A 23198-nucleotide genomic window follows, 5' to 3' on the forward strand; every position below is an offset into this window, starting at 1 on the left:
CCTGGCACCTCTTAACTTAGAATCAAGCGCCAGCTAAATTATTTTTCCGCTTTTATATCGTAGGTCATGCGTACCAGAACTGAGTCGTTTTTAACTAAATCCCAACCTTTATTAATGGTATTAATCCGGAGCAGGCCCGACCGGGTATTGGTTTTAAAAGCAATAACCTGGTTTTTCCGCAAACCCGAAACAGTGGTTAGTGGCGCACTGCTGGTGGTAGTATAAACGTTTTTCAAGTCTTCCAGCTTTGTAACTTCATTAAAAGCTTTGGGATCGAGGGTGGTAGTTTTAAAGTTGGTGCCGGCAGTTGCTACGCCATTTACCGAAATATTTTTAGTGGCATCCTGGTCAAAATAAAAATCTACGTAAGGGGCTACCTGCGGATTCCGGCGACCAATAAAGCCGGGGTAAACGGTGCCATCGCGTAAAGAAAAATATTTTAGGTTTTCTAAAGCCGAATTTTTATAAAAATAGCTGCTGTAATTATTAAAAGGTTGTTTGCCGTTGCCCGAAGACGTTGCCAGGGTAAATTCTCGGCTATATTCTTTATTCTCTTTGTCGGTTATGGCAAATTTCCAGGTCTCTCTGCCCACCCGGCCCCGAGTGCCAAAAGTTAAGTACAAGCCAAACTCCGTGGTGTTTAAAGCCGAGTCCAGGTAAGTAATAGATATGCTGTCGTCGTAGGTGCGTGTAATCCGGAAACGGGTATAAGGATTATTTTCGTTGGTTTGGGCATACAGCGATGTGGCGTATACCTGGCTGCCTGTTACATTTTGGTTACCGGTAATTAAATTATTGCCGGCAGCAAATAACAAACCGGTGCGCGGTTCCGGATCTTTGCCGCAACCGGTAAGGCTTACCCAAACAACGCCTAATAAGGGAATAAGAGCAAATATTTTATTCATTCGTATAAATAAATCTAAAAACGCAGCACGGTAAATACGCTATTTTACAAACTGCTCGTCCGGCCACCATCTACCGCAATGCTTACGCCGTTAATATAAGCGGCGGCTGGGCTGGCTAAAAAGGCGGCCGCAGCCGCTACTTCGGCAGGTTCGCCAAAACGGGCTGCCGGAATAGTTTGCAGCATTTCGGCTTCTATTTCGGTAACAGAGCGCCCGGTTTTTTGAACTTTGGCTTCTATTAACGAGGTATGTCGCCCGGTAACTGTAGCGCCCGGCAACACATTGTTAACGGTAATACCAAACCCGGCTAACTCAAACGATAAAGTCTTGGCCCAACTGGCTACAGCCCCACGGGTAGTATTAGAAACGCCCAGTCCCACAATAGGCTGCTTTACCGATGTGGATATAATATTTATGATGCGGCCGTAGCCGGCTTTTTTCATGAGCGGTACCACGGCTTGCACTAAAATATGGTTGCAAAAAAGATGACTTTCTAAAGCTTGTTTAAAAGCAAGTAAGTCGGCGTCTAAAATTGGTCCGCCGGCTGGCCCACCAGTATTATTTATTAAAATATGTATGGCTTCCTGCTGTTGTACGTAACGCTGTATTTTTTCGGCTAGTATTTCGGGCTGCGAGAAATCGGCTACTAAATATTCATGTTGCTGGCCTTGGCTAACATCCAGTTCGGTTAGCGTGGCTCTTAATTTTTCTTCGTTGCGGGCGATTAAAGTTACCGAAGCGCCCAATAAAGCTAGCTCCAGGGCCGTAGCTTTGCCAATACCTTGCGTGCTGCCACAAACCAAGGCCTTTTTATTTTTCAGATTTAAATCCATGACCGTAAAATTAAGCGTTGTTCGTTAATGGTGGTTTGTTATTAAAAAAGTATTTCGGTTTAAAGCTATTTAAAGGCTATTATTTGTCAGGTTTGTACGTACGTTAAAGGCTATTTTATATATTTATTCGTAAAAATGTGCTTTCTTTAAAAACGTTAATATTGGGGAAAGTAATTAAACCGAACAACGATTAACGCATAACGGACAATAACATGATAACCAGACCTTTTAATTTTCAGAAATGGATTGATGAACACCGCCATATTTTAAAACCACCGGTAGGCAATGCGCAGGTTTTTAAAGATAACCAAGACTTTATTGTAATGGTAGTAGGCGGACCCAATTCCCGGAAAGATTTTCATTACGAGGAAGGTGAAGAGTTTTTTTACCAGATTCAGGGCGATATAAACGTGCGGATTATAGAAAATGGTAAACCTGTAGATGTGCCGGTAAAAGAAGGCGAAATATTTTTGTTACCGGCCAAAGTGCCGCATTTGCCGCAACGCCCCGCCAATACCATTGGTTTGGTAATTGAGCGTTACCGGCAACCCGGCGAGCAGGACGGTTTTTTGTGGTTTTGCGAAAACTGCGGCGAAAAACTGTACGAAGAATATTTAGAAGTAACCGATATTGTAAAACAACTACCGGAGGTAATGAATAAATTTTACGCCGATACCGATAAGCGTACCTGTAAAAACTGTGGTACAGTTATGGAACCACCTAAACCGCCTCAGGCTGATTAATGGCGGGCAACCGCTTAGCCGATTACAAATATTGAATTATTCTGGCAATCCGGAGTGTTCTGTATGTATAAGATAAAATTAAGTTGTGGCGGTGACTTGGCATTTTAAGTAAATAGCTAAGTAAACTTTGTAAAGTATAATACCGAAAATCTTAATTTTGTCGGGATATTGAAACCTGATACTAAAAGCTGGTAAATATGAAAGTAGAATTAAGGCGCGTAAACGATGCCTTTCATTTTGAAGCGGTAGGTGCGGCTGATGTAGCCGTGCATATAGATGGCTCGCCGGATATTGGTGGGGTAAACGCCGGGGCTCGCCCCATGGAAATGATTTTAATGGGTTTGGGTGGCTGCAGCGCCATTGATATTGTGCTGATTTTGCAAAAGCAGCGCCAGCTAATCGACGATATGCGTATTACCATTGAGGCCGAACGGGTACCCAACGAAACGCCATCGGTTTTTAAAACCATTCATGTGCATTACCAGTTTAAAGGCGACCTGAACGAAGATAAAGTAAAACGGGCCATTGATTTATCAATGGAAAAATATTGCTCCGTTACAGCTATCTTGAATAAAACCGCCGAAATTACACATTCTTTTTCGGTAGAGCCGGTTAGTGTAGTATAACAGAGATTTTACATTTGAGAAAACTCCAGGTTGATTACTAACCGAGTATAAACAAAAACTCCTGGTAAATATTTGCCAGGAGTTTTTTTGTTTAGAAGTGTTTAGTAATATTCTAAAATATTAACGGTACAGGCTAAGCCACGTTCGGGCATCGCGGGCACTAACCAAATCTACGCTGTTGGCACCAGTCTGAATAATGTAAAAGCCTTGCGTATCGGTCCAGGCCTGGCGGGTAGCGGTTACTACGGCCTCCTGGCCAGTAGGTACGGTACCCAACATGCCTAAGTTGGTAAATACAAGCCGGCCATCAGAAGTAAGCGATGGCGTTGCGGCCGGGCCAAAGTTTAGTTCTAAGCCGGTACGGGCCGCATTAAGTGTAACAAAGCCTAATAAATCGTAATTACGACCGCCAGAAGTACCGTATTTAGGCCAATAGGCGATAAAGTAATAGTTTGGTATTGAGCCAACATTTAAGGCATCTATTCTGCCACTTACGGTAAATCCGGTTTCAGCCACCCAATAGTCATCGCCGGGGTCGTTAAAAAAGCTGCGGGCAAAATTTAAATCTATGCCCAGAGGCCGGGTTGCTTCCTGAATAGTGGCCGCTGTATTATTAATATTTAAGGTAAAGCGCCGGGTAGCCGCCGTGTATTGCATATTATTCAGGCTGGTAATGGTAACGCCATTTGTAACAAAAGGCTCCAGGAGCATAATCCCGCTTTCTGAATAATAATAAGTAGTGGTAAAAGTTTTAAGCGCACCGCCCTCAAAGTACGTAAACATGATTTGCCTCAGGTTACTATCGAAATTAACATCGAAAGTAGTGCTGCCCAAAGTTACCCGTTTAAAGTAAGTCGTTAAATTTTGCAGGTTCTCGAAGGTGCTCGCCGTTTCGGCCGTTCTCCGGATGAAATTAGCGGCGTCATCGGCAGTGGCTTTGGTTAATATCATACGGCTACCTTGCAAGTTACCGGTCAGGGTTATGGTTTCGGGCGTTACCGATGCAAAAGAAAATTCAAAATCCGAATATTTACCGGCACCCACATCGCCGTTACTTTTGGCCGGATCCGGATCGGCCAGAATATGCATGTAGTTGTAGGTATCGAATATTAAAGCCGGTCGTTGCAGGGCTTTTAAGCGGTACGTGCTTTCCAGGGCCGTAGCAGCCGTAGTGGCATTTATATCGCTGGTCATCGAAACCCGGTCGTTGGCATTAAACTTAATGTAGAAACTGTAACCGGCGCCACCATCGGGGTACAATACGGCTTTCCAACCGTGTTCTGAACCGGTAAGCTGGTTTTTATAATCGGTAAGGGTTTTATTTAAGCGAGCATCTGGCCTTTCGTTGGGATCCAGCTCATCGTCCTGCTGGCAGGCCGTTAGCAGCGTCACCAGCACCAAGCTCAGGAGTAATATTTTTTTCATATACATAACGCAAATAAATTTGACGGGTACTTTCCGGAACCCTTATAAATTATCAATAGCCGTTTGGGTGCGGGCTTGCAAGTTGTAGAAATCAATGTTCCAAGCCTCTTTAAAATACCGTACCACTATTTCTTCTTTGCGGCGCAGTAAAGGCTGGGCACTGGCCGGCACACTGGAAACAATATTGTTAAAGCCGGTCCGGCCTTCTATCAGCATAATCGAAATCATTTCTACAAAATCATCATCGGGGTTGCTGCGGGCGTATTCGGTTATGTAACCCCGCGAGCGGGCATCGGCCAAAGAAAAGTCGTTCCAACTGGCCGTATAGCCGGTGGTAATTCTTTTAAATTCTTCGGGGTACATAATGGTTTGGTGTAAAATGTGGCCAAACTCGTGGTGGATGGTATGCAGCATTTGCTTTACCTCGCCTTTGAGTTTTTTATCAAAATCGTTTACCACGTACAGCACAATTTTACGGCCTCCTTCGGCGGTACCCAAAACGATGGTGCCATTGGTGTTATAGGAGGCGCTACCCACCAGCACAAATTGTTTGGGCGATAGTTTCTTGATAAAATTTGGTCCGGCTTCCAGGTTATACGGTTCAATCCAAGTTTTCTGAATAGTTTCCATTACCGGAATAACTTTGTCTTCGCGCGGTGGAGTAAGTACCCGGCCCAAAGCTACTTCGTACCGGTCGAAGCGGTATTTTACTTCTATGTTATAGGGGGTAACATAATTCTGATCGAGCCAATTATCAACGGGGCCTTTTACCCAGGTCTCGCCGCCTAAACCGGTCAGTTCAGTATCCAGATCGTCTTTTTCGTTGCAGCCGGTTAATACGTGCAAGCCCAGGAGCAACGCAAATAAGGTTATATAATTCTTTTTCATTTTATGCTAAATAATAAAGTGCTTTTAACGCGGGTTCCGCTCGATACCAGACAATACAACTTCTTGTGGTATTTGAATAACGCGGCGCGGATCATCGGGGCCAAGGGTTAAGGTTTGTCCTTCAGCGGTGGTATGGGTTACGGTAAGGCCATGGCGCAAAATATCGAACCACCGCATACCTTCCTGTACAAATTCGGCGGCTTTAAAATCGAGCAAAGCGGCCAGTAAACCTTGTTTTACATTGGTGGTGTTGTAATAATTCCGGAGCTTAGCATCGGTAATATTATGCGTAGTAGCATTGTAATTCTCGATTCGGGTACTGGCGTACAAGTTTAAATCGGCGCGGGCGGCGGTATTGTTATTCATTTCCAGGTAAGCTTCGGCGCGGTTAAATAATACTTCTTCGGCGGTAAACAACGGAAAAATGGTGTGGGGTAAGCCAATGTCAGCGTTTACGTCTTCCCGTACAAAATGCTCCCGGAATTTCAAGATTAGGTAATTTTCGTCGCCTTGCTGGTAAATCGGGAAAACCCAGCGTGCACCTGTTACATTAAAGCTCCGGAACAAGCGGCTTACCACGGCATTGTTTAAACCAAACCGGTATTGCCCCAGATTACGCGCCCACAACGATTGGGTCTCTACGAGGAGTAAATTGGCATTTTGCGTAGCTTGGGTGTAAATAGCCAAGCCTTCGTTAGCGGTTAAGTTGCTGTATACACTTACCCAGGGCCGTAAATTAGAAACTAGGGTATTACCCGGGAAAGCCAGGTTGGCGTGCTCAATTACTTTGGCGTAGTCTTTTTTAAACAGATAAAAACGGGTAGCAAAAGCATGCGCCGCAGTGGTATTAAAATGATATTTAGGTATGCGGTACGCCTGGTTGTTAATTAAAGGCAAACCTTCGGTTAAGTCTTTTTCTATTTGCTGGTACACATACGCTACGTTTTGCCGGCTATACTGGCCCAAAACTACTTTCTCGGGCTCGGTAACGTAGGGTATGCCGGGATCGGAGTTGGCAGTTTGGGGGTTGTATACTTTAGAAAAAAGCGTTACCAGCATAAAATGCGAATAGGCCCGGGCGAGTAAAGCTTCGCCTTTGTAAGCCTGGTAAGCTTCGGGGTTAGCGGCTTTGGCAATTGCTTCTAAGGCGTGGTTAGCTGCCGCAATGGCTTTATAGCAGGCATACCAATAATAATCCGGCGAGCCTTGCTCGCGGTAGGGTACATCCTGGAAAAAGTAGGGTGCCCGGTTTTCCGGTTCTACAATGCCTTGTCCAATACCGCGGTCTTGCGCCAAATCCGACATCGATTCGGTAAAAGTAGCATAATCGGCCTGGGGGTAAGCCGTAACGAGTAATTCGCTCACCTTCTCTACGGTATCGAGCTGGGTACGCTGGTCGACGGGTTGTTCCAGAAATTTCTCGCAACTGGTAAAAGCCAGCAGGCTGCCGAGGGAAATATATAAAGTTATTTTTTTCATTTTGTATTAGGCGTAAACGCAGTAGGTTTTTAAAAGAGCGGTAAAGCGGGTAGTAGTAAAAATTAAATTATTTTACCCATTGCTTTTACCAACTATAAACCAATTTTTAAAGATAAAGTAAACTGCCGCGGTATAGGCATGGCCACCCCGCCCGAGCTAAAAAATTCCGGATCCTGGCCATTCAGGCGCTTATCGGCATAAATTAACCACGGATTATTGGCCACTAAGCTTAGCGATAAATTATTCAGGCCAATGGTGCTGATGCGGGCCGCCGGTAAATTATAAGTAAGCGAAACTTGTTTCAGGCGTACAAAATCGCCATCTACTACCCGCGCCGAAGAGTAATTGTAGTTGTTATAAGGATAAGTACCCCCTAAATTGGCTGCGTATATCCGGTCCAGAATAGAAGGCACATTGGTGGTTTCTTCGTCGCCGGGCAAGGTCCAGCGGTAGTTAAACGCAGTGGGCATGGCATCTACATCGGTATAGCTGGTAGCAAAAGCCGGGTTTAGCCGCAGTTTATTGCCGCCGCTGTAAGTAACCAAAGCCGACAACGAAAAATTCTTGTACCGTACCGAGTTAAACCAGCCACCGGTAAAGATGGGGTCAATCGGTCCTTCGTATTTTAAAAAAGCCGTTTCCTGGCCCTGCAGGTAAATGTTGCCGGTAGTTTCGCCGTTTTCGTTTTTAAATAGCGGCGAACCATTTACCGGATCTAAACCCACGAAGGGTATGGAAAACAAGCCCCGGTACGGGTAACCTTCTTTGGGGCCGCCATCGGGTGTAACCAAAGCCCAAATATTGGGTTCGTTTTTCAGGTTGGTAATTTTGCCTTGGTTGTAAGCCCCGGTTAACTGGGTCCGGAAGGTGAGGGTTTGGTTATTTAAAATATTGCTGCCTATGGTTAGTTCTAAACCTTGCGATCGCATATCGGCATAATTAGCCGTTTTAAGGGCTTCGCCGCCAATACCCGAGGTGCGTAATTCTCCAATTAAATCAAACCCGTTCCGGCGGTAAGCATCTATGGTTACGTTTACGCGTTCGTTAAATAAACCAGCATCCAGGCCTACGTTGGTTTCGTACTGTTTTTCCCAGGTAAGCTCTGAGTTTTCGAGGTATTGGATATAAATCTGTGATTCTACTTCTGATAAGTAAGGCCGGCGGGTACTGGTGTTTTGCAGTACCAAACTGGAGTTAGTGGCGCTGCCCATACTGGCGGTTAACCCATACGTAGCGCGTAAAGTTAAGCGGTTTACAACGTTGGCAAACTGCTCCATAAAAGGTTCGGTATCCAGGTTCCAGGAGCCGCTCACGTTCCAGGTGGGCAACCAGCGGGCCGTATGGGCCTCGCCCAACAGGTTAGAGCCATCGTAGCGTACGGTACTGTTTAGGTTGTATTTACCCCGGTACGAGTAAGCGCCATTGGCCATATACGCCAAGAAACGGTCGTACCGCATATTCATACTGTAATAATTAAAATTACCTTCAATGTTTTTCTTAATAAGCCGGTAATCTACATAAGGTACACCACCTTTATCGTACTGGTAGCCGTAGCCATTAAATAGCCGGTTCTGGCGGTTGGCATAGCGCAGTTCCTGCGAGGCAAAAAAGCGCAAGGTATGAATATCGTTCAGGGTTTTATCCCATTCTAAATTATTCCGGAAGTTATAACTTACAATATTGTCGTCGGTGGTATTGTAAAAGCCGCCGTAGGGCAACACCACCACTGGCTGGGCTTCGGGGTTGTCGGGGTCGCGGTACAGAAACTTATTTGCATTTTGTACGGTAGCGTCGCCGGCGGCCCGGTAAGCATTAGCCATGTTAGAGTTTTCGCGCACCTTGTGTTCCTGACCGCTTTTGGCGTAGCGCAACGCCCCCAGGAACGAATATTTTAAATTCTTTTTAATTTTATAAGAAAAATCGCCTTGTATTTTCAGGTCGAGCAATGAAAGGTCCAGGGTGTTGTTGTCTAGCTCATCCAGAATATTAAAAGGAGCAAAATTGCGGCGGAAATATTCACGGTTGCCATTTTCGTCGTAAGCGGTAAGCGTGCGGCTGCTATTAAGGGCGTAACTAAACGGGTTAATATCAAAATCGCGATCGTACTGGCCAGTTACCGGGTTACTTACGCGACCTACCGTGCCGGGGGCTTGCTGATCCCGGATAGAACCTTGCGTAATTAAACCCAACGATATTTTATCAGAAATATTAAAGTTGGCCCGTGCATTAGCCGTAAAGCGTTTTACCTGGTCGGCCACACTCCAGCCATTGTCCTGTAAATAACTCGTAGAGAAATATAACTGCGTTTTTTCTGTACCCGACGAAATACTTAATGAATGCTCCTGCATGAAAGAGTTCCGGAACAAAACATCAAACCAGTCGGTGTTGGCTTGCGCGTAGCGGTTTAAAAATGCGCCGCGGGCTTCGGGGGTATTTTGCAAACCAAAGGTGCCGGTGTTTTCATTATAAGAATTAATGAGGTCGTACATTTTGGTAAAAACACCGCCATTTTGCCGTCGCGAAGCATCCGAATGGTTCAGCCAGCCTTTGCGTTCCAATTCCAGATACATCGACATCTGGTCGGCCGAGTTCATGATATCGAAAGTGCTGTAGCTGGGTTTTAAGTAAGAGCTGTAATTGCCGGTGTACGATACAATGGGTTTGCCCACTTTGCCCTTTTTAGTGGTAATAACTACCACGCCGTTCATAGCCCGGGCTCCGTACATGGCCGTAGCCGAGGCGTGTTTTAATATCTGGAAACTCTCAATATCGTCGGGGTTTAAGCCGGCCACCGAAGAGCCAATGAGCGTAGAGGGGTCGCCGGTAGATAATTGCTCGTTCGAAATATTAATTACATCTTCCAGAATTACGCCATCTACCACCCACAAGGGTTTGTTATCGCCGGTAATAGAAGTTGCCCCCCGCACCCTAATTTTAGGGGCTGCCCCAAAAGTACCCGATACGTTTTGCACCGATACCCCAGCCACGCGGCCTTCGAGCATCCGGCTCACATCAGTTATTCCTTCGCGTTTGGCATCATCGCCTTTTAAAAGCGCCGCGGAGCCGGTAAACATTTTCCGATCGATGGTTTGGTAACCCGTCACCACCACTTCGTCGAGGCTGCGTCCTTCTTCTTCAAGGGTAATATTAAAGGTAGTGCGGTTGCCTACCGGAATTTCCTGGGGCTTGTAACCGATCATGGTAAAAACCAAGACGGCATTATCTTTTATCGTAAGCCGGAAATTGCCCTGGGCATCGGTAGTGGTGCCGTTTTGGGTGCCTTTTTCAATAACGTTTATACCGGGCGAGGGCTCGGCGGCTCTGCCACCAGTGCCCTGAATGCGAACCGTGCCACTAACACCAATATTGGCCTGGGCAGCCGGCGTTTGAAAAATACTATTTACGGCTCCCGGCGCAGCTACTACCGGAGGCGTTATACTAAGCAGAAATAAAGCAAGGGTACATTTACCCTTAAATTTATGGTAAAGTTTTTCATTCATAAGCAATGGTACCTGGAAAGTGCTTCTATCGTATTCTAGCTCAAAACGAATAAAGATAGTCAATATTTTCTTTTAATAACACTATAATAAAATTCTTAGGGGTAGCCCAGATTATTATTGTACTAATTGGCCGAAAGCCACTTGAAACGGGTATTGTGGTTATATTTTACAGAGGTAAATTACCCAATAGCACCAATTAAATTCTTTTACAGTTTAAACGAATATTTATAAAAAGGTTGAACAGCAGGTCTGTAAAATAGCTTAAAAATATTAATTAACCGTTTAGCTAATTTTACAATAGCGGTAAAAAAAGAAAAGAGCTACCTCCATAGCAGCTCTTTTCTTTTTAGCTTAACACCAAAAATTAATTATTCTGGCGTTTACTGAAGTTCTATTTTCTTTACATTGGCTTCTGTAATGTTATAATACTTAGCTACTTCGTTATAGTTCTTAAGATCAATATTGGGTTTGATTACTCTTCCGCCTTGGCGAGCTCCTGGTATTATTGCAACTCTGAACCATTGATCTGTAGTATAGTCGGCAGGTAGAGTAGGTAAAACATTATCTGCTGCATCAATATAGACGGAAACCCCAACTGAAGCATAAGCAAAATTATAAGTGATAGGATTATTATTAAAATAATATGTTTGAGGTAGGGCAGACCAAAACGGTATCTGATTTCCACCAGCATCCTGTGCAACATCTGCCAAAAGATATACTAATACTACATCATTGGGAGATACTGTTATATTATTAGTACTATTATTAAATCCTACTCCTGAGCTATACTCATTTGCAGCATTAAAAGTAGTTCTAAACTCAAAAACCTTTGCTGTAACAGAAGTCCCAGCCGGTCCAGCAGGTCCCGCCGGCCCTGGTGCGCCGGGTGTACCGGGGGCTCCTTGTGGTCCTGGTTCGCCTTGCGGCCCTTCGGGGCCCTCACATGCCTGTCCTAACGCCAAGGCCAGAATCAGGATAAAATGTAATAATCGTTTCATAGTAATAGAGTTTTCTGGGAAATGTGTAGGTATATTAACGAACAAATACGAAAAAAAAAAGTTTTAAATTAAACTTTATCATATCTGTAATTTAAGCAGTTATAATATTGGGCAAATTACTTTTTATTTAATAGTTATGGTGCCTTTGTAGGGTACAAATTATTTGCTCGCTGTTATTCTTTTGCATACACGCTATATTATCCAGACACAAGGCTGCCGTAAGGTTTATACCGGATAATAGTATATAGCTACCTTAAATTAACGGTGCGTTTCTGAAATTCTAAGTTGATTATTTGTAATTAGCGGCCAGAAGCCGGCAGTAAGTAATAACCGGCGGAACACCGGCATGGAAAAAGGTTGTGTTTTAATATTGCACCGCAGACATTTTTGCTAACCCGCGTGTAGGTTAGTTAAATATTTGCCCGGCAAGCAGAGGTAAATTAGCTTAAGAAAATTGCAAAAGCTTATTTTTTAAATTCTTCCAGAAATGCCTCCCGGAACGTTTTACCCAAAGGTATTTCGTGGCCGTTAATTTTTACCTGGTACGATTCTATTATTTCTAAATGTTGCCGGCCAATAATAAAAGATTTGTGCACCCGGTAAAATAAATGCGGCGGCAATAATTTGGCTACTTCCTGCAGGGTATTCAGGGTTATTACTTTGCGCTCTTTGGTTACAAAAAATACGTGGTTGCCCGAGGCCTCCAGGTAAAGAATATCGGTAAGTTTAAGCTGATGCGTTTGGGTACCGCTTTTTACCAGAATAAATTCTGCCGCGCGGGCCAAATTTGCTTGCTGTTTAACCGAATGGGTGAGTAAGTGTAATTGGCTGGCTGCTTTGTTAACGGCCTTTAAAAACTTAGGAAACAAGATAGGCTTTAGCAAATAACCAACTACGGTATCCCAATCGTAGCTTTGCACGGCGTACTCAGAATAAGCGGTGGTAAAAATAATGAGCGGCGGCTGCGGCAGGGCCTGCAGAAACTCCAAGCCCGTCAGGTCGGGCATGTTAATATCCAGAAAAATCAGGTCGACGGGCGTGTGGGTTAAGTAGTCAAGGGCGTCTAAACTGCTCCTGAACTCCTGCGCCAGTTCCAACGCCGGTACTTTGTCGGCATAATGCCGGATTACCGCCAGGGCTTTGGGTTCATCGTCGATAGCAATGCTTTTCATGTAGAAGAGTGAAAAGTTAAAAGTTGAGAGTTAAAAGTTAAATAATTTTAATTCGGAATTTTGAGAAGATTGTGAGGAGTTGCGATAGATATTTGCGTTTTGTTTTCTGCTAGCTTTTATCAGAATATTTTAACTCATAACTCATAACTTTTAACTCTTCACTCATAACTCTCTCACGCCATTACTTCTACTTTGGTTTTCTGGAGTTTTAAAGTTAAAGCTACTTTGTACAAACCATTTTCTTCGGTTATCTGGAGTTGGTGCCGGAGCGGGTACTGCATTTCCAGTAGCTTTTTGGTGTGGTCCAGGCCAAAGCCGGCGTGTTGCACCGCACTTTCTTTGTTTTGCCGGTAAATAGAGTTCTCGACGGTAAAAGAAATCTGGTCGTCGGTGGTGGTTAAGGCAATATTTATAACCGATGGTTGTTTAAGGCTAACGCCGTGTTTAAAAGCGTTCTCTACAAAATTAATGAGCAGCATGGGCGCTATCCTTACGCTTTGGGTATCGCCGTAAACATTAAACCTAATGGCAACCGCATCTTCGGAAGCAAACCGCAGTTTCTGTAGTTTTATATAGTTCTCTAAATATTCTACTTCGCGGTGCAACTCAATGTACTGTACCTGGCTATCGTAAATAGAGTAGCGCATTAAATGGGTAAGTTGCGAAATGCTCTCTGCTAAATCGTCGGCGTGGCGCTCAATGGCCATCGAGAACAAATTATTAAGCGTGTTAAACAAAAAATGCGGATTTACCTGGTTTTTGAGCAAAGCCAATTCGGCGTTGGTTTTGCCTAGCTTCTGCACATCGTCTTTTACCAAAAGCCATTGCCGGGCAGCCCAATAAATATAGCTGCCCCCCAAAACGGCCAGAAAAGGAATTAGTCCTTCATCAACAAAATCATAGCGTTCGCGCCAGTCGTAATTAAAATGCAGGGCAAAAACTTCCCGCTGAAAAAATTTCATCAGCAGTAATTCAGCCAAAGACGCCCAGAATAAATTGATACCCACCGACAGTATTAATTTCCATTTGGACTCGGATTGCCGGTAGCGCGGAAAAATCAGGAAAACGTTTAGGTAAAAGAAAACAGCCTTAAAAAATATTAAAATAAAATATCGGATCAGCAGGTCTAGGTTCCGGTTGGGGCGCATGGCCTCCATCATACTTTTTGTTTCGCCGTCTATGCCGGGTATCTCTACATAAGTGCTGTTAAACTGGTTTTGCCAGTAGTTTTGGTAGGTATGCCAGATTATGCCGCTGATAAAAAGCCAGAATAACAGGTGCAGCAATAATTCTAGGTAGCGCGACAGGTGCGGAAATTTGTTCATAACTTTAAGGTTTAGGTAAAGCTACACCTGGTTGGCAAAGTAAAATAAGGCAGTTTACAAACAGGCAATTATTACATGCAAAATAATGAAAAACCAGGATAAAAGGAGCAGGCATCTACCGGAATAGAAGGCCTGCAACCTGACCTAAAATATTGCGCTGGTTTTGGCCGGCTAAATAATTACAAGTACAGGTAGCCTTCGCCCACCAAAGCACTTTTACCACCTACTTTTACCAGGTTAATCTGCTCATTTGCCTGCCCAATGGTAATATGCAACAAACTGGGGCGGCCCATCTCGAAACCTTGTTCGCAAACAATTTGCGCTTGCGGCTGGGCCGGCACCAAGCCGTAGTGTACCAGGTAACAGCCCAGCGGGCCGCAGGCACTACCAGTAGCGGGATCTTCGGGAATACCCAGAGCCGGCGAAAACATGCGGCCGTGTACCGTGCTGGTAGCCTGTTCGGTTTCGGTAGAAAATATAAATACATTTTGCGTACCCAGGTAGTTAAGTTGATTTTCCAGAACATCCAGCCGCAGCTTGGCTCTTTTTACCGCAGCAATAGATTTAAGGGGCACGTAGAAAAAAGGCACCCCGCACGAGATAGTTTGAGCCGGAAACCCCGGAAGTATATCAGTAGGATTTAGCGACAGTAAATCGGCCAGAACTTGGGGTTGGGTAACGGTGGTGCCAAATTGCGGTAGGGGCTGGGTCATGGTTATCAGTCCTAACTGATTCTCATGCATTTGGAAATCAACCCAAATATTGCCCACACCTTCTTCAAATATTAAGCGATTGCCGGTGGGTTTTAAATATTCTTTTTGCAGCAACACAAACGCCGTACCTATAGTGGGGTGGCCCGCCATGGGCAGCTCGGCACCAGGGGTAAAAATGCGCAGTTTAATATCATTGCTCGGGTTAGTGGGTGGCAATACAAAAGTTGTTTCGGAAAGATTGAGTTCCTTGGCTATTTTTTGCATCAGGTGTTCCGGTACTTCCTGGCCTGCTGGAAAAATCGCTAACTGGTTGCCGCCAAAAACACGGTCGGTAAATACATCGGCCAAATAGTAATGCAGCTTTTTCATAAGTTTACTGGTTGGGTTTTACTGCTTTGCCGCTTGCTTTAGCGGGAGGCGTAGTAAATGAAAAATTTAGCTACTGATTAAAGTTAATGGCTAGGCAAAGGAATATTTTTGACGGCATACTTAAGATAGCCTTAACTAAACCGTACGGTATTAACGTTGAAGAGAAAACTTTGCGATTATTTGAAAAGCCTTCTACCAAATCCTTCTCCTCTACCTTGGCCTATTCCCCGACAGGATAACACGAGTAGGTGATGGGTGGTAAGCGGCTAATAAACTTCCGGCCTGTCAGGAGACAGGCCGGGGAAACAGATTACATATTATAACTCTTTAGTCTACTTCAGGATACCATTGCATGGTAGCTGCTAACCAGGTTAACTAGCTGCTCTGTTTAGATTAGCTCTAACAGAAAATAAGCTAAGATGCGGTTTTAAGCGGAAGCTTCTAAAGCCTGGGTAATATCCTGGATAATATCGTCGATGTTTTCCAAACCTACCGAAATCCGGATAAGGCCATCGTAAATACCTACGGCTTCCCGTTCGGCGGGGGTAAGTTTAGAGTGGGTCATAGAAGCCGGGTGCGTAACGGTAGTGCGGCTGTCGCCGAGGTTAGCGGTTTTAGAGGCAATTTTGAGGGAATCCATAAATTTCTGGGCCCGCTCGTAACCACCCTGTACCACAAAAGTTACAATGCCACCGCCTTGTTTCATTTGTTTTTTGGCGAGTTCGTGCTGCGGATGCGAAGGCAGCATCGGGTACAACACCAACTCCATTTCGGGACTGGTTTCCAGGTGCCGGGCTAAGGCTAAGGCATTGGCACAATGGCGATCCATACGCAACGGCAAGGTTTCGAGGCTCTTAGATAACACCCAGGCGTTAAACGGCGACAAAGCCGGACCGGTATGGCGCGAAAAGAAGCGAATCTCGGAGATTAAATCTTTGCGGCCCACAATGGCTCCCCCCAAAACACGTCCTTGGCCATCAATATATTTAGTAGCCGAATGAATTACCAAATCGGCGCCATAATCTATGGGCGTTTGCAGATAAGGCGTGGCAAAGCAATTATCTACGCTAAAGATAATATTGTGCTTGCGGCATAGGTTACCCAGCCACTCCATATCAATTAGTTCTAACTGTGGGTTAGAAGGCGTTTCGATGTATATTAATTTGGTGTTTTCCTGGATCAGGCTTTCCCATTCTTCGGGTTTGGCGGCATCGGCGTAAGAGCTGGTAATGCCCCACTTGGGCAACACCTTGGTAAGCAACTGGTGCGTGGAACCAAACACCGATCGTGAAGCCAGAATATGGTCGCCGGCTTGTAATAAGGCGCCAAAACCGGTAAAAACCGCCCCCATACCAGTAGCAAAGGCAAAACCGTCTTCGGCACCTTCCATTACGCAAAGCCGATCGATAAATTCAGAGGTATTGGGGTTTGAGAACCGGGAATAAATATTGCCTTCCTGTTCGTCGGCAAACAGCGCCCGGCCTTGTTCGGCGCTTTCGAAGGTAAAACTGGAGGTTAAGTAAAGCGGCGTGGAATGTTCCCGGTTTTGGGTACGCTCGGCCTGGGTACGGATTACTTGTGTTTCTTTATTCATGTAGTTTAAATAATTTATATTTCCCATAGCTGGGTTAGGAATTGGCACCTTTCATGTAGGTTGCGGTTGCCAGAGGGTCTGCGAGCCTATTCTCTCGCCTCTTCTTTATAAATCAATCCTTAAAATCAGGAAAGGGAAATTTGGCTGCAAAGTAAGCACCTTTTATCAAGACTTTTGAATTAAAACAGAATTTAATTGTAATTTAATTCAGCAAATAACTGGTTTAGAGTAAAAGCTATCTTATTTAATACTGTTGCTTCAGGTTGGCGTTATACCTATTTTATGCCCTAGGTTGTGCGTAGAGTTAGCGAAGCACTCTACACATAACATCAGCGTGATAAAAAAGAATTAGGGCGTTAACTTTATCTTTTCTGGATCTTGTAATTAGGGAACCTAAAACACCGAAGTATAAATATTACGCAGGCTCAGAATAATTACGACTAAACCCACCACAATCATCATGGTTTTTACGGGTAGGCGGCGGGCAATTAGGGCAGCAAACGGCGCGGCTACCATACCACCCAACACCAAGCCCAGCACCACTTGCCAGTGCGAGAAGCCAATTAAGGTAATAAACGTAACCGAACTGGCAAAAGACACAAAGAACTCCGTAAGGTTTACCGAGCCAATGGTATACAACGGGTGCCGGCCGCTGGCAATCAGCGACGACGAAACAATGGGGCCCCAGCCACCGCCGCCTACTGAATCTAAAAAGCCACCGGTAACCGCTAATAAACCCATTTTGCGGATGCGCCGCTTCTGTACGGTTTTGCGGATGGCTTTCCGAATGATAATAAAACCTAAGCACAAGGTATAAACAGCTACTACCGGTTTAATAATATAAGCGTATTCTTCGGCGGATGATAAAACATAAGCCCCCAGAATAGCCCCTAAAACGCCCGGTAGCAAAAGAGTTTTAAATAATTTGTTGTTTACGTTACCAAAACGCAGGTGCATAAGGCCCGATACGCCGCTGGTAAATATTTCGGAGGCGTGTACGCTGGCACTAACGGCCGCCGGCGGCACCCCAAACGATAGCAGAAAAGTAGTCGCGCTTACGCCGTAAGCCATACCCAAAGCCCCATCAATCATTTGGGCAATAAAACCACCTAGTATAAAATACAAAATACTGGAATCAATACTGTTGGCCGCTTGCAAAGCGTAGTCGCCAATTACCGCCATGGGCAAAAAGCTGAACAGCAAATGGCCCAGCACCATAAAACCCACCGCCGAAAAAGCCAGCAGCAAGCGATACCGCCAGCTGTGTTTAATAAATGGCACTTTGGCGGGTGTTACCGGTGTGGTGGCGGCAGGAGTAGGAGCCGGCAGGACTGGTGCATCGGGTGCCAGAGAGGCCGTAACGGCATTTAGTTGTTTTACTTTTTCGGCAAAATCGCCTTTTAGGGTGGTGCGGATGCGCTCAATATTCTGGAGCAGGTTATCCATTTCGGCCGGAAACGTTTCGTTTAAGACTTCCTTAACCCGTTTGGCTACCGTGGGCGATTTGCCGTTGGTAGAAATGGCAATTTTTAAATTACCTTTCTGCACAATCGAGCTCAGGTAAAAATCGCATTCCTGCGGGGTATCGGCTACGTTGGCTAATATTTTGCGGGCTCTGGCCACTTGCTTTACGTAGGTGTTTACGGCCTTGTCGTTGGTAGCGGCAATCACCAAATCTTTACCATCTAAATCACTTTCGGCAAATGGCTTATAGATTAGCGTCAGGTGCGGGTGGTGCGCCGTTAAAGCTTGTATTTCGGGTCTTATTTCGGGTGCAACCAAGGTTACGCGGGCATCGGGGCTGTTGCGTAAAACGGCCGTGGCTTTTTCTTCGCCCACAAAACCACCACCTACAATCAGGGTGTGCAGTTCGTGTAGTTTCAGAAAAACCGGGAATAAATGGTTTTCAGTAGCAGTTGTCTGGCGCTCAGTTTCGGGTAACACAGAAGTATATTTTTGGCAATGTATTAGCTGTTCAGGAGTTAGACTGTGGTAAGTAATATTACTTTTGGTTGATTACATCCCAAATACTAAGTAAGTATATCAGCTTAGAATAAAAAATTTAAATAATATGCTCCACAGCAACTTGCGGTGTAATCGTTTGTAGAAAAGATGCTACTAGCCTCTGAATAGCCAGTCTGGTATTTTCATCGGTTATTTCGCCATGCGCATTTAATTTGCCCTTAGCCCCTGAAATCAAAAGTTTGGCATGTTCCCCCACTTGAGCCCCCAAGGTTTTCATAATTAAATTCAGGGATTCGTAAGCTTTTTCACCTAAAGCAGAAGCTACAATTAAGGCTACCGGTTTATCGGAGAATACAGTGGTAGATACGGTCCATTCTAAGGCATTTTTCAAAGCACCCGGTAAGCTAAATACATACTCTGGTGTGCAGATAATTACACCATCGGCAGCAGCAATTTGCTCCCGCAGAGTTGTGACCAACGTCGGCAATCTTTCGTTTTCCAGATCCAGGTTAAAATGGGGTAGTTGGGCTAATTCTGTATAAGACTGAATATCCAGATGTTGCTGGTATTGGGTGGCGATAAAATGCAGGAGTAATTCATTAACTGAATTACTCCTGGTACTCCCTGAGATGGCTAGTATTTTAAATCGTTTTTCTGCCATTGGTAAGGCTGAAAATTACTTAGGCATTTACTTTTAATACTTCGGCTAAAACTTCCGGCCGTTTTAATTCAGCGCCGCGATAAGCAGAAGCGGCTTCCAGGAAGCTAAAAGCTTCGGCCAGGTAAGTGGCCGCAAAATCAGCCGATGGTTCGTTTTGGTTTATTTGCATCACGTGCGTCCGGAAATCGGGCGTAAACGTAAAGGTGCCATCTTGTACAAAGTGCGTATCAAAATCGTTAATAATACCAATTTGGGTATTTGCACTCAGGCCTTTGGCCAATAATAAAGCTTTGGCGGTGCTCACAAAAACGCTGTAACTGTGGTATATAGCGTCGGCATAGGTTTCTTGTTTTAACGCTTCCGCAGCCCATTCGGCTTTTTCTTCCGACTCAAACAACAAGGTGGCTACCAGGTCAATCATTACGCCGGCACATTCGCCTACGCCAATGGCCGTAGCAAATTCTTCTACGTGGCCCCAGTCTACAAAATCGCCGGGCTGCAGTTTGGTTAAATCGGCCAAAGGCTTAAGCAATTGGTAGAAATAGTTTTTGCCCTGGCGGTCGTAGTAGGCATTAAATAATTCGTCTTCGAGTTTATTCGCTTCAAAGTCGTTGAATAAGGTGCGCAGAATATCCGGTCCTTTTTTGGTGGGTACTTTTACTACCCGTTCGGCTACGCGGCCATCGCCGTTGCCTACGGTGCCACCCCCCAGCATTACCTGTAAAGCCGGAATAACGTTAGGACCGTGTTTAATAGAGCTGCCGTGAAAACCAATCTGGGCCAGACCGTGCTGCCCGCAGGAGTTCATACAGCCGCTAATTTTTATTTTGATATCGTTGTTGTAAATCAAATCCGGAAACTCATCCAGCATCATTTTTTCCAGAACGGCCGCTAAGTCCATGCTGTTGGTAATACCTAAATTACAGGTATCGGTGCCGGGGCAGGTAGTAATATCGGTGGTGCTGTCGAAGCCCGGTAAGGCAAAGCCTAAGCTGTTGAGCACGTGGAACACGTACGGCAAAGCTTCCTGACGAATATATTTAAATAATAAACCTTGGTTGGGCGTAATCCGGATATCGTCGGCGGCAAAGTCAGAAACAAGTTGGGCCAGAATGCGGGCTTTCTCGGTACTGATATCGCCTTTTAGTACGCGTACCCAAACCGAATAAAAACCAGTTTGTTTTTGCTCGATTACGTTGGTTTTATACCACTCCTGGTAGTGTGCCTCGTTCTGGATTTCTACGGCCGGCACTTCTTTAACGGGAGCTGGCTCGGCCTGCGGTACACTGTTGCGGTCGATTACGTACGACTTGGATTTGTTGGCCACGCGCTCCTGGTTAACCAATTCCATAAAAGCATCGAACCCAATTTTTTGAATCAGGTATTTCATGCGGGCCTTGTTGCGGCTTACGCGCTCGCCGTGGCGATCGAATACCCGGATTACCGACTCAATAAACGGAATAAGCTGGTCTTCAGGTAAAAAATCGGCCGCCGTATGGGCCAGCATTGGCTGAGCACCCAAGCCACCACCTACTTTCACCTTAAAGCCACGTACCTCAGCCCCGTCCTGGATCTGAATTTTAGGGATTAGACCAATATCATGAATATAAGAGAAAGCGGTATCAGCATCGCTCGAAGAAAAAGCAATTTTAAATTTGCGGCCCATGTCCTGGCAAATTGGGTTGCGCAAGAAGTACCGGAAAGTTTCGTACGCGTACGGCGACACATCAAACGGTTCGTTCGGGTCTATACCGGCGTTGGGCGAAGCCGTAACGTTCCGCACGGTATTACCGCAAGCTTCACGCAGCGTAATATCGTCGTGGGCCAGTTTATCCCATAGTTCGGGGGTGCGGTCCAGGCTCACAAAGTGAATCTGGATGTCTTGGCGGGTGGTAAGGTGCAGGTTTTTAGAAGCATATTCATCCGACACATCGGCAATCCGGAGCAATTGTTTTACGGTAACCCGGCCAAACGGCAGCTTAATGCGCACCATCTGTACGCCCGGCTGGCGCTGCCCGTACACACCGCGGGTTAAGCGCAAACTCCGGAATTTTTCTTCGGGAATCTGGCCTCCCCGGAACAAGCGTATTTTTTTATCCAGATCCAGAATTTCTTTCTGAACAATTGGATTTTCTAATTCGGAACGAAAACTAAGCATTGTTATCTTCTTTTATTAATTACGTATTTAATTATAAAGCCTTTCTGAAGGTGCAGAAAGGCTTTGTTTTAAAATGCTTTAGAAAACTAAAAAGCAAAAACAAACCTTTCGGCTGGGTTACAGCAGCAACAACACATCGCAACTTGGTTTTTAATTTTCAGCATTCTTAATTTTTAATAGATTTATATAAACAAAAAAGTCTTTCCTGTTACATGAGGAAAGACTCTTTCAAGTTCTTATTAACTGTATAAAAATACAACCTTTCCTCACGCAAGCGCCATACAACACATACAACATGCCATACAGTTGTTAGTAGCTGTTACGTAAGAGAAAGAGAATAAAGCCATGTTTTATTTAGAATTTGCGTAAAGATAACAGGCATATACGAATATTCCGCTCTTCAGGCTAAAAAAGTTTAAGCTTTTGTAAGATTCTTTACAGAATATTTAATATTAAATGCAACCAAGCGGCCTAAAAGCAGCTACAAGTAAAAATACCTTTTAAAATATACCGGTATAATATTTTAAAAGGTGCCATTTTTTCCGCTACTTTATCATTCTAATACCAGCTTATGGATTACCAAAATACCCGGGCTTTTGCCCAAACTGCCGATCAGCAAGACGTTTTAAGTTATTTTCGCGATAAGTTTTTTATACCTCCGGTAAACGGAAGGGATTCTATTTACTTGTGTGGCAACTCGTTGGGTTTGCAGCCCAAAACGGCTCGTGCGGCCGCCGAACAGGAATTTCTGGATTGGCAAAATCTGGGGGTAGAAGGGCATTTCCACGGTAAGCACCCCTGGCTGCATTACCACGAATACCTGCAGGATGCCGAAGCCCGGGTAGTAGGTGCCCAAGCCAACGAAGTAGTGGTTATGAATAACCTGACCACCAATTTACACCTGATGCTGGTCTCGTTTTACCGGCCTACGCCTTTCCGTTACAAAATTATTACGGAAGCCGGCGCTTTCCCTTCGGACCAATATGCCCTGGAAACCCAGGTGCGCTACCACGGCCTGGATCCCGCCGAAGCCATTATTGAGTTAACGCCCCGCGCCGGCGAACACTCCCTCCGCACCGAAGATATTCTGGAAACCATTAAAAACAATGCCCAGGATTTGGCTTTAATTTTAATGGGTGGTATTAATTATTACACCGGTCAGGTTTTTGATATGGCAACCATTACCTGCGCTGGCCACGAAGTTGGTGCTCAGGTTGGTTTTGATTTAGCCCACGCGGCCGGCAATATTTTACTTAACCTCCACGATTGGGACGTAGATTTTGCCGTGTGGTGCACCTATAAATACATGAATTCGGGACCGGGCGGCGTTTCGGGTACGTTTGTGCACGAGCGGCACGGCAACTCGCCGGGTATTCCGCGGTTTGGCGGCTGGTGGGGCCATAACAAAGAAGAACGTTTCCAGATGCAAAAAGGCTTTAAACCCATGCCGGGCGCGGCCGGCTGGCAGTTGAGCAATGCGTCTATTTTCCCGATGGCCATCCACAAAGCATCTCTGGAAATTTTTGATGAAGCCACCATGCCGGCCCTGCGCCAGAAAAGCATACAGCTAACCGGCTATTTAGCATATTTAATCCAGGAAATCGGGGTTTCGGAAGATGTGCTCGAAATAATTACCCCTTCTGACCCCGCCTGGCGTGGCTGTCAGTTATCGTTACTGGTGCACCGCAACGGCCGCCAGGTATTCGAAAAACTCACCCAGGCCGGCGTTATTCTGGACTGGCGCGAGCCCAACGTTATCCGGGTGGCGCCTACACCGCTGTACAATACTTTTACAGATGTTTACCGGTTTGGTGAGATTTTAAGAAATAGCTTGATTACCTAAG

Annotated in this window: 17 protein-coding genes and 1 riboswitch; of the genes, 3 read left to right on the plus strand and 14 right to left on the minus strand. The window is 45.2% G+C overall.

Annotated features, from left to right (window positions below; genetic code table 11):
- Positions 1–38: 38 nt before the first annotated feature.
- Together ACO1R6_RS06310 and ACO1R6_RS06315 are read right to left on the minus strand one after the other, a co-directional pair.
- Positions 39–905 carry a hypothetical protein gene (locus ACO1R6_RS06310; protein ID WP_486263149.1) on the minus strand — a complete coding sequence of 289 codons (867 nt, stop codon included), beginning with the start codon at positions 903–905 and terminating at the stop codon, positions 39–41.
- Positions 906–949: 44 nt separating this feature from the next.
- On the minus strand, positions 950–1738 hold the full coding sequence (locus ACO1R6_RS06315) for an SDR family oxidoreductase (RefSeq protein ID WP_486263151.1): 789 nt from the start codon (positions 1736–1738) through the stop codon (positions 950–952).
- 212 nt (positions 1739–1950) lie between these two features.
- On the opposite strand from ACO1R6_RS06315, the gene ACO1R6_RS06320 reads away from it, so the two are divergent.
- Together ACO1R6_RS06320 and ACO1R6_RS06325 are read left to right on the plus strand one after the other, a co-directional pair.
- A complete protein-coding gene (locus ACO1R6_RS06320) occupies positions 1951–2481 on the plus strand; it encodes a 3-hydroxyanthranilate 3,4-dioxygenase (RefSeq protein ID WP_486263152.1) in 531 nt (176 codons plus the stop codon).
- Positions 2482–2678: 197 nt separating this feature from the next.
- Entirely contained in the window at positions 2679–3107 is a 429-nt protein-coding gene (locus ACO1R6_RS06325) for an OsmC family protein (protein WP_486263154.1), read from the plus strand.
- 120 nt (positions 3108–3227) lie between these two features.
- Here the strand turns inward: ACO1R6_RS06325 and ACO1R6_RS06330 are convergent, their stop codons facing one another.
- The 12 genes from ACO1R6_RS06330 to ACO1R6_RS06385 all read right to left on the minus strand — a co-directional run bounded on the left by ACO1R6_RS06330 (position 3228) and on the right by ACO1R6_RS06385 (position 21354).
- Positions 3228–4532, minus strand: a complete 1305-nt coding sequence (locus tag ACO1R6_RS06330; protein ID WP_486263156.1) for a DUF4302 domain-containing protein — start codon at positions 4530–4532, stop codon at positions 3228–3230.
- Positions 4533–4574: 42 nt separating this feature from the next.
- Positions 4575–5420 (minus strand): zinc-binding metallopeptidase, encoded by an 846-nt coding sequence (locus ACO1R6_RS06335; protein ID WP_486263157.1) that lies wholly within the window; start codon positions 5418–5420, stop codon positions 4575–4577.
- A 24-nt stretch (positions 5421–5444) separates the two neighbouring features.
- Complete coding sequence (locus ACO1R6_RS06340; RefSeq protein ID WP_486263159.1) at positions 5445–6899, minus strand: RagB/SusD family nutrient uptake outer membrane protein; 1455 nt, start codon at positions 6897–6899, stop codon at positions 5445–5447.
- A 92-nt stretch (positions 6900–6991) separates the two neighbouring features.
- Positions 6992–10399, minus strand: a complete 3408-nt coding sequence (locus tag ACO1R6_RS06345; protein ID WP_486263160.1) for a SusC/RagA family TonB-linked outer membrane protein — start codon at positions 10397–10399, stop codon at positions 6992–6994.
- Between the two features lie 380 nt (positions 10400–10779).
- Positions 10780–11397, minus strand: coding sequence for a hypothetical protein (locus ACO1R6_RS06350; RefSeq protein ID WP_486263162.1), 618 nt, complete (start codon positions 11395–11397; stop codon positions 10780–10782).
- A 464-nt stretch (positions 11398–11861) separates the two neighbouring features.
- Positions 11862–12569, minus strand: coding sequence for a LytR/AlgR family response regulator transcription factor (locus ACO1R6_RS06355; RefSeq protein ID WP_486263164.1), 708 nt, complete (start codon positions 12567–12569; stop codon positions 11862–11864).
- A 173-nt stretch (positions 12570–12742) separates the two neighbouring features.
- On the minus strand, positions 12743–13894 hold the full coding sequence (locus ACO1R6_RS06360) for a sensor histidine kinase (RefSeq protein ID WP_486263166.1): 1152 nt from the start codon (positions 13892–13894) through the stop codon (positions 12743–12745).
- A gap of 179 nt (positions 13895–14073) precedes the next feature.
- On the minus strand, positions 14074–14976 hold the full coding sequence (locus tag ACO1R6_RS06365) for a PhzF family phenazine biosynthesis protein (RefSeq protein WP_486263168.1): 903 nt from the start codon (positions 14974–14976) through the stop codon (positions 14074–14076).
- 427 nt (positions 14977–15403) lie between these two features.
- The gene (locus ACO1R6_RS06370) at positions 15404–16570 is read right to left on the minus strand and encodes an O-succinylhomoserine sulfhydrylase (protein WP_486263170.1); all 1167 of its coding nucleotides are present in this window, start codon (positions 16568–16570) and stop codon (positions 15404–15406) included.
- 11 nt (positions 16571–16581) lie between these two features.
- Positions 16582–16684, minus strand: a riboswitch (SAM riboswitch).
- 279 nt (positions 16685–16963) lie between these two features.
- Positions 16964–18514, minus strand: a complete 1551-nt coding sequence (locus ACO1R6_RS06375; protein WP_486263172.1) for a TSUP family transporter — start codon at positions 18512–18514, stop codon at positions 16964–16966.
- A gap of 118 nt (positions 18515–18632) precedes the next feature.
- Positions 18633–19196 (minus strand): NADPH-dependent FMN reductase, encoded by a 564-nt coding sequence (locus tag ACO1R6_RS06380; protein WP_486263174.1) that lies wholly within the window; start codon positions 19194–19196, stop codon positions 18633–18635.
- Between the two features lie 19 nt (positions 19197–19215).
- Entirely contained in the window at positions 19216–21354 is a 2139-nt protein-coding gene (locus ACO1R6_RS06385; protein WP_486263175.1) for a nitrite reductase, read from the minus strand.
- Positions 21355–21925: 571 nt separating this feature from the next.
- Between ACO1R6_RS06385 and kynU the strand changes: the two genes are divergently transcribed.
- Positions 21926–23197, plus strand: a complete 1272-nt coding sequence (gene kynU, locus ACO1R6_RS06390) for a kynureninase (RefSeq protein WP_486263176.1) — start codon at positions 21926–21928, stop codon at positions 23195–23197.
- Position 23198 lies beyond the last annotated feature (1 nt).

It is taken from the genome of Adhaeribacter sp., assembly GCF_057359045.1.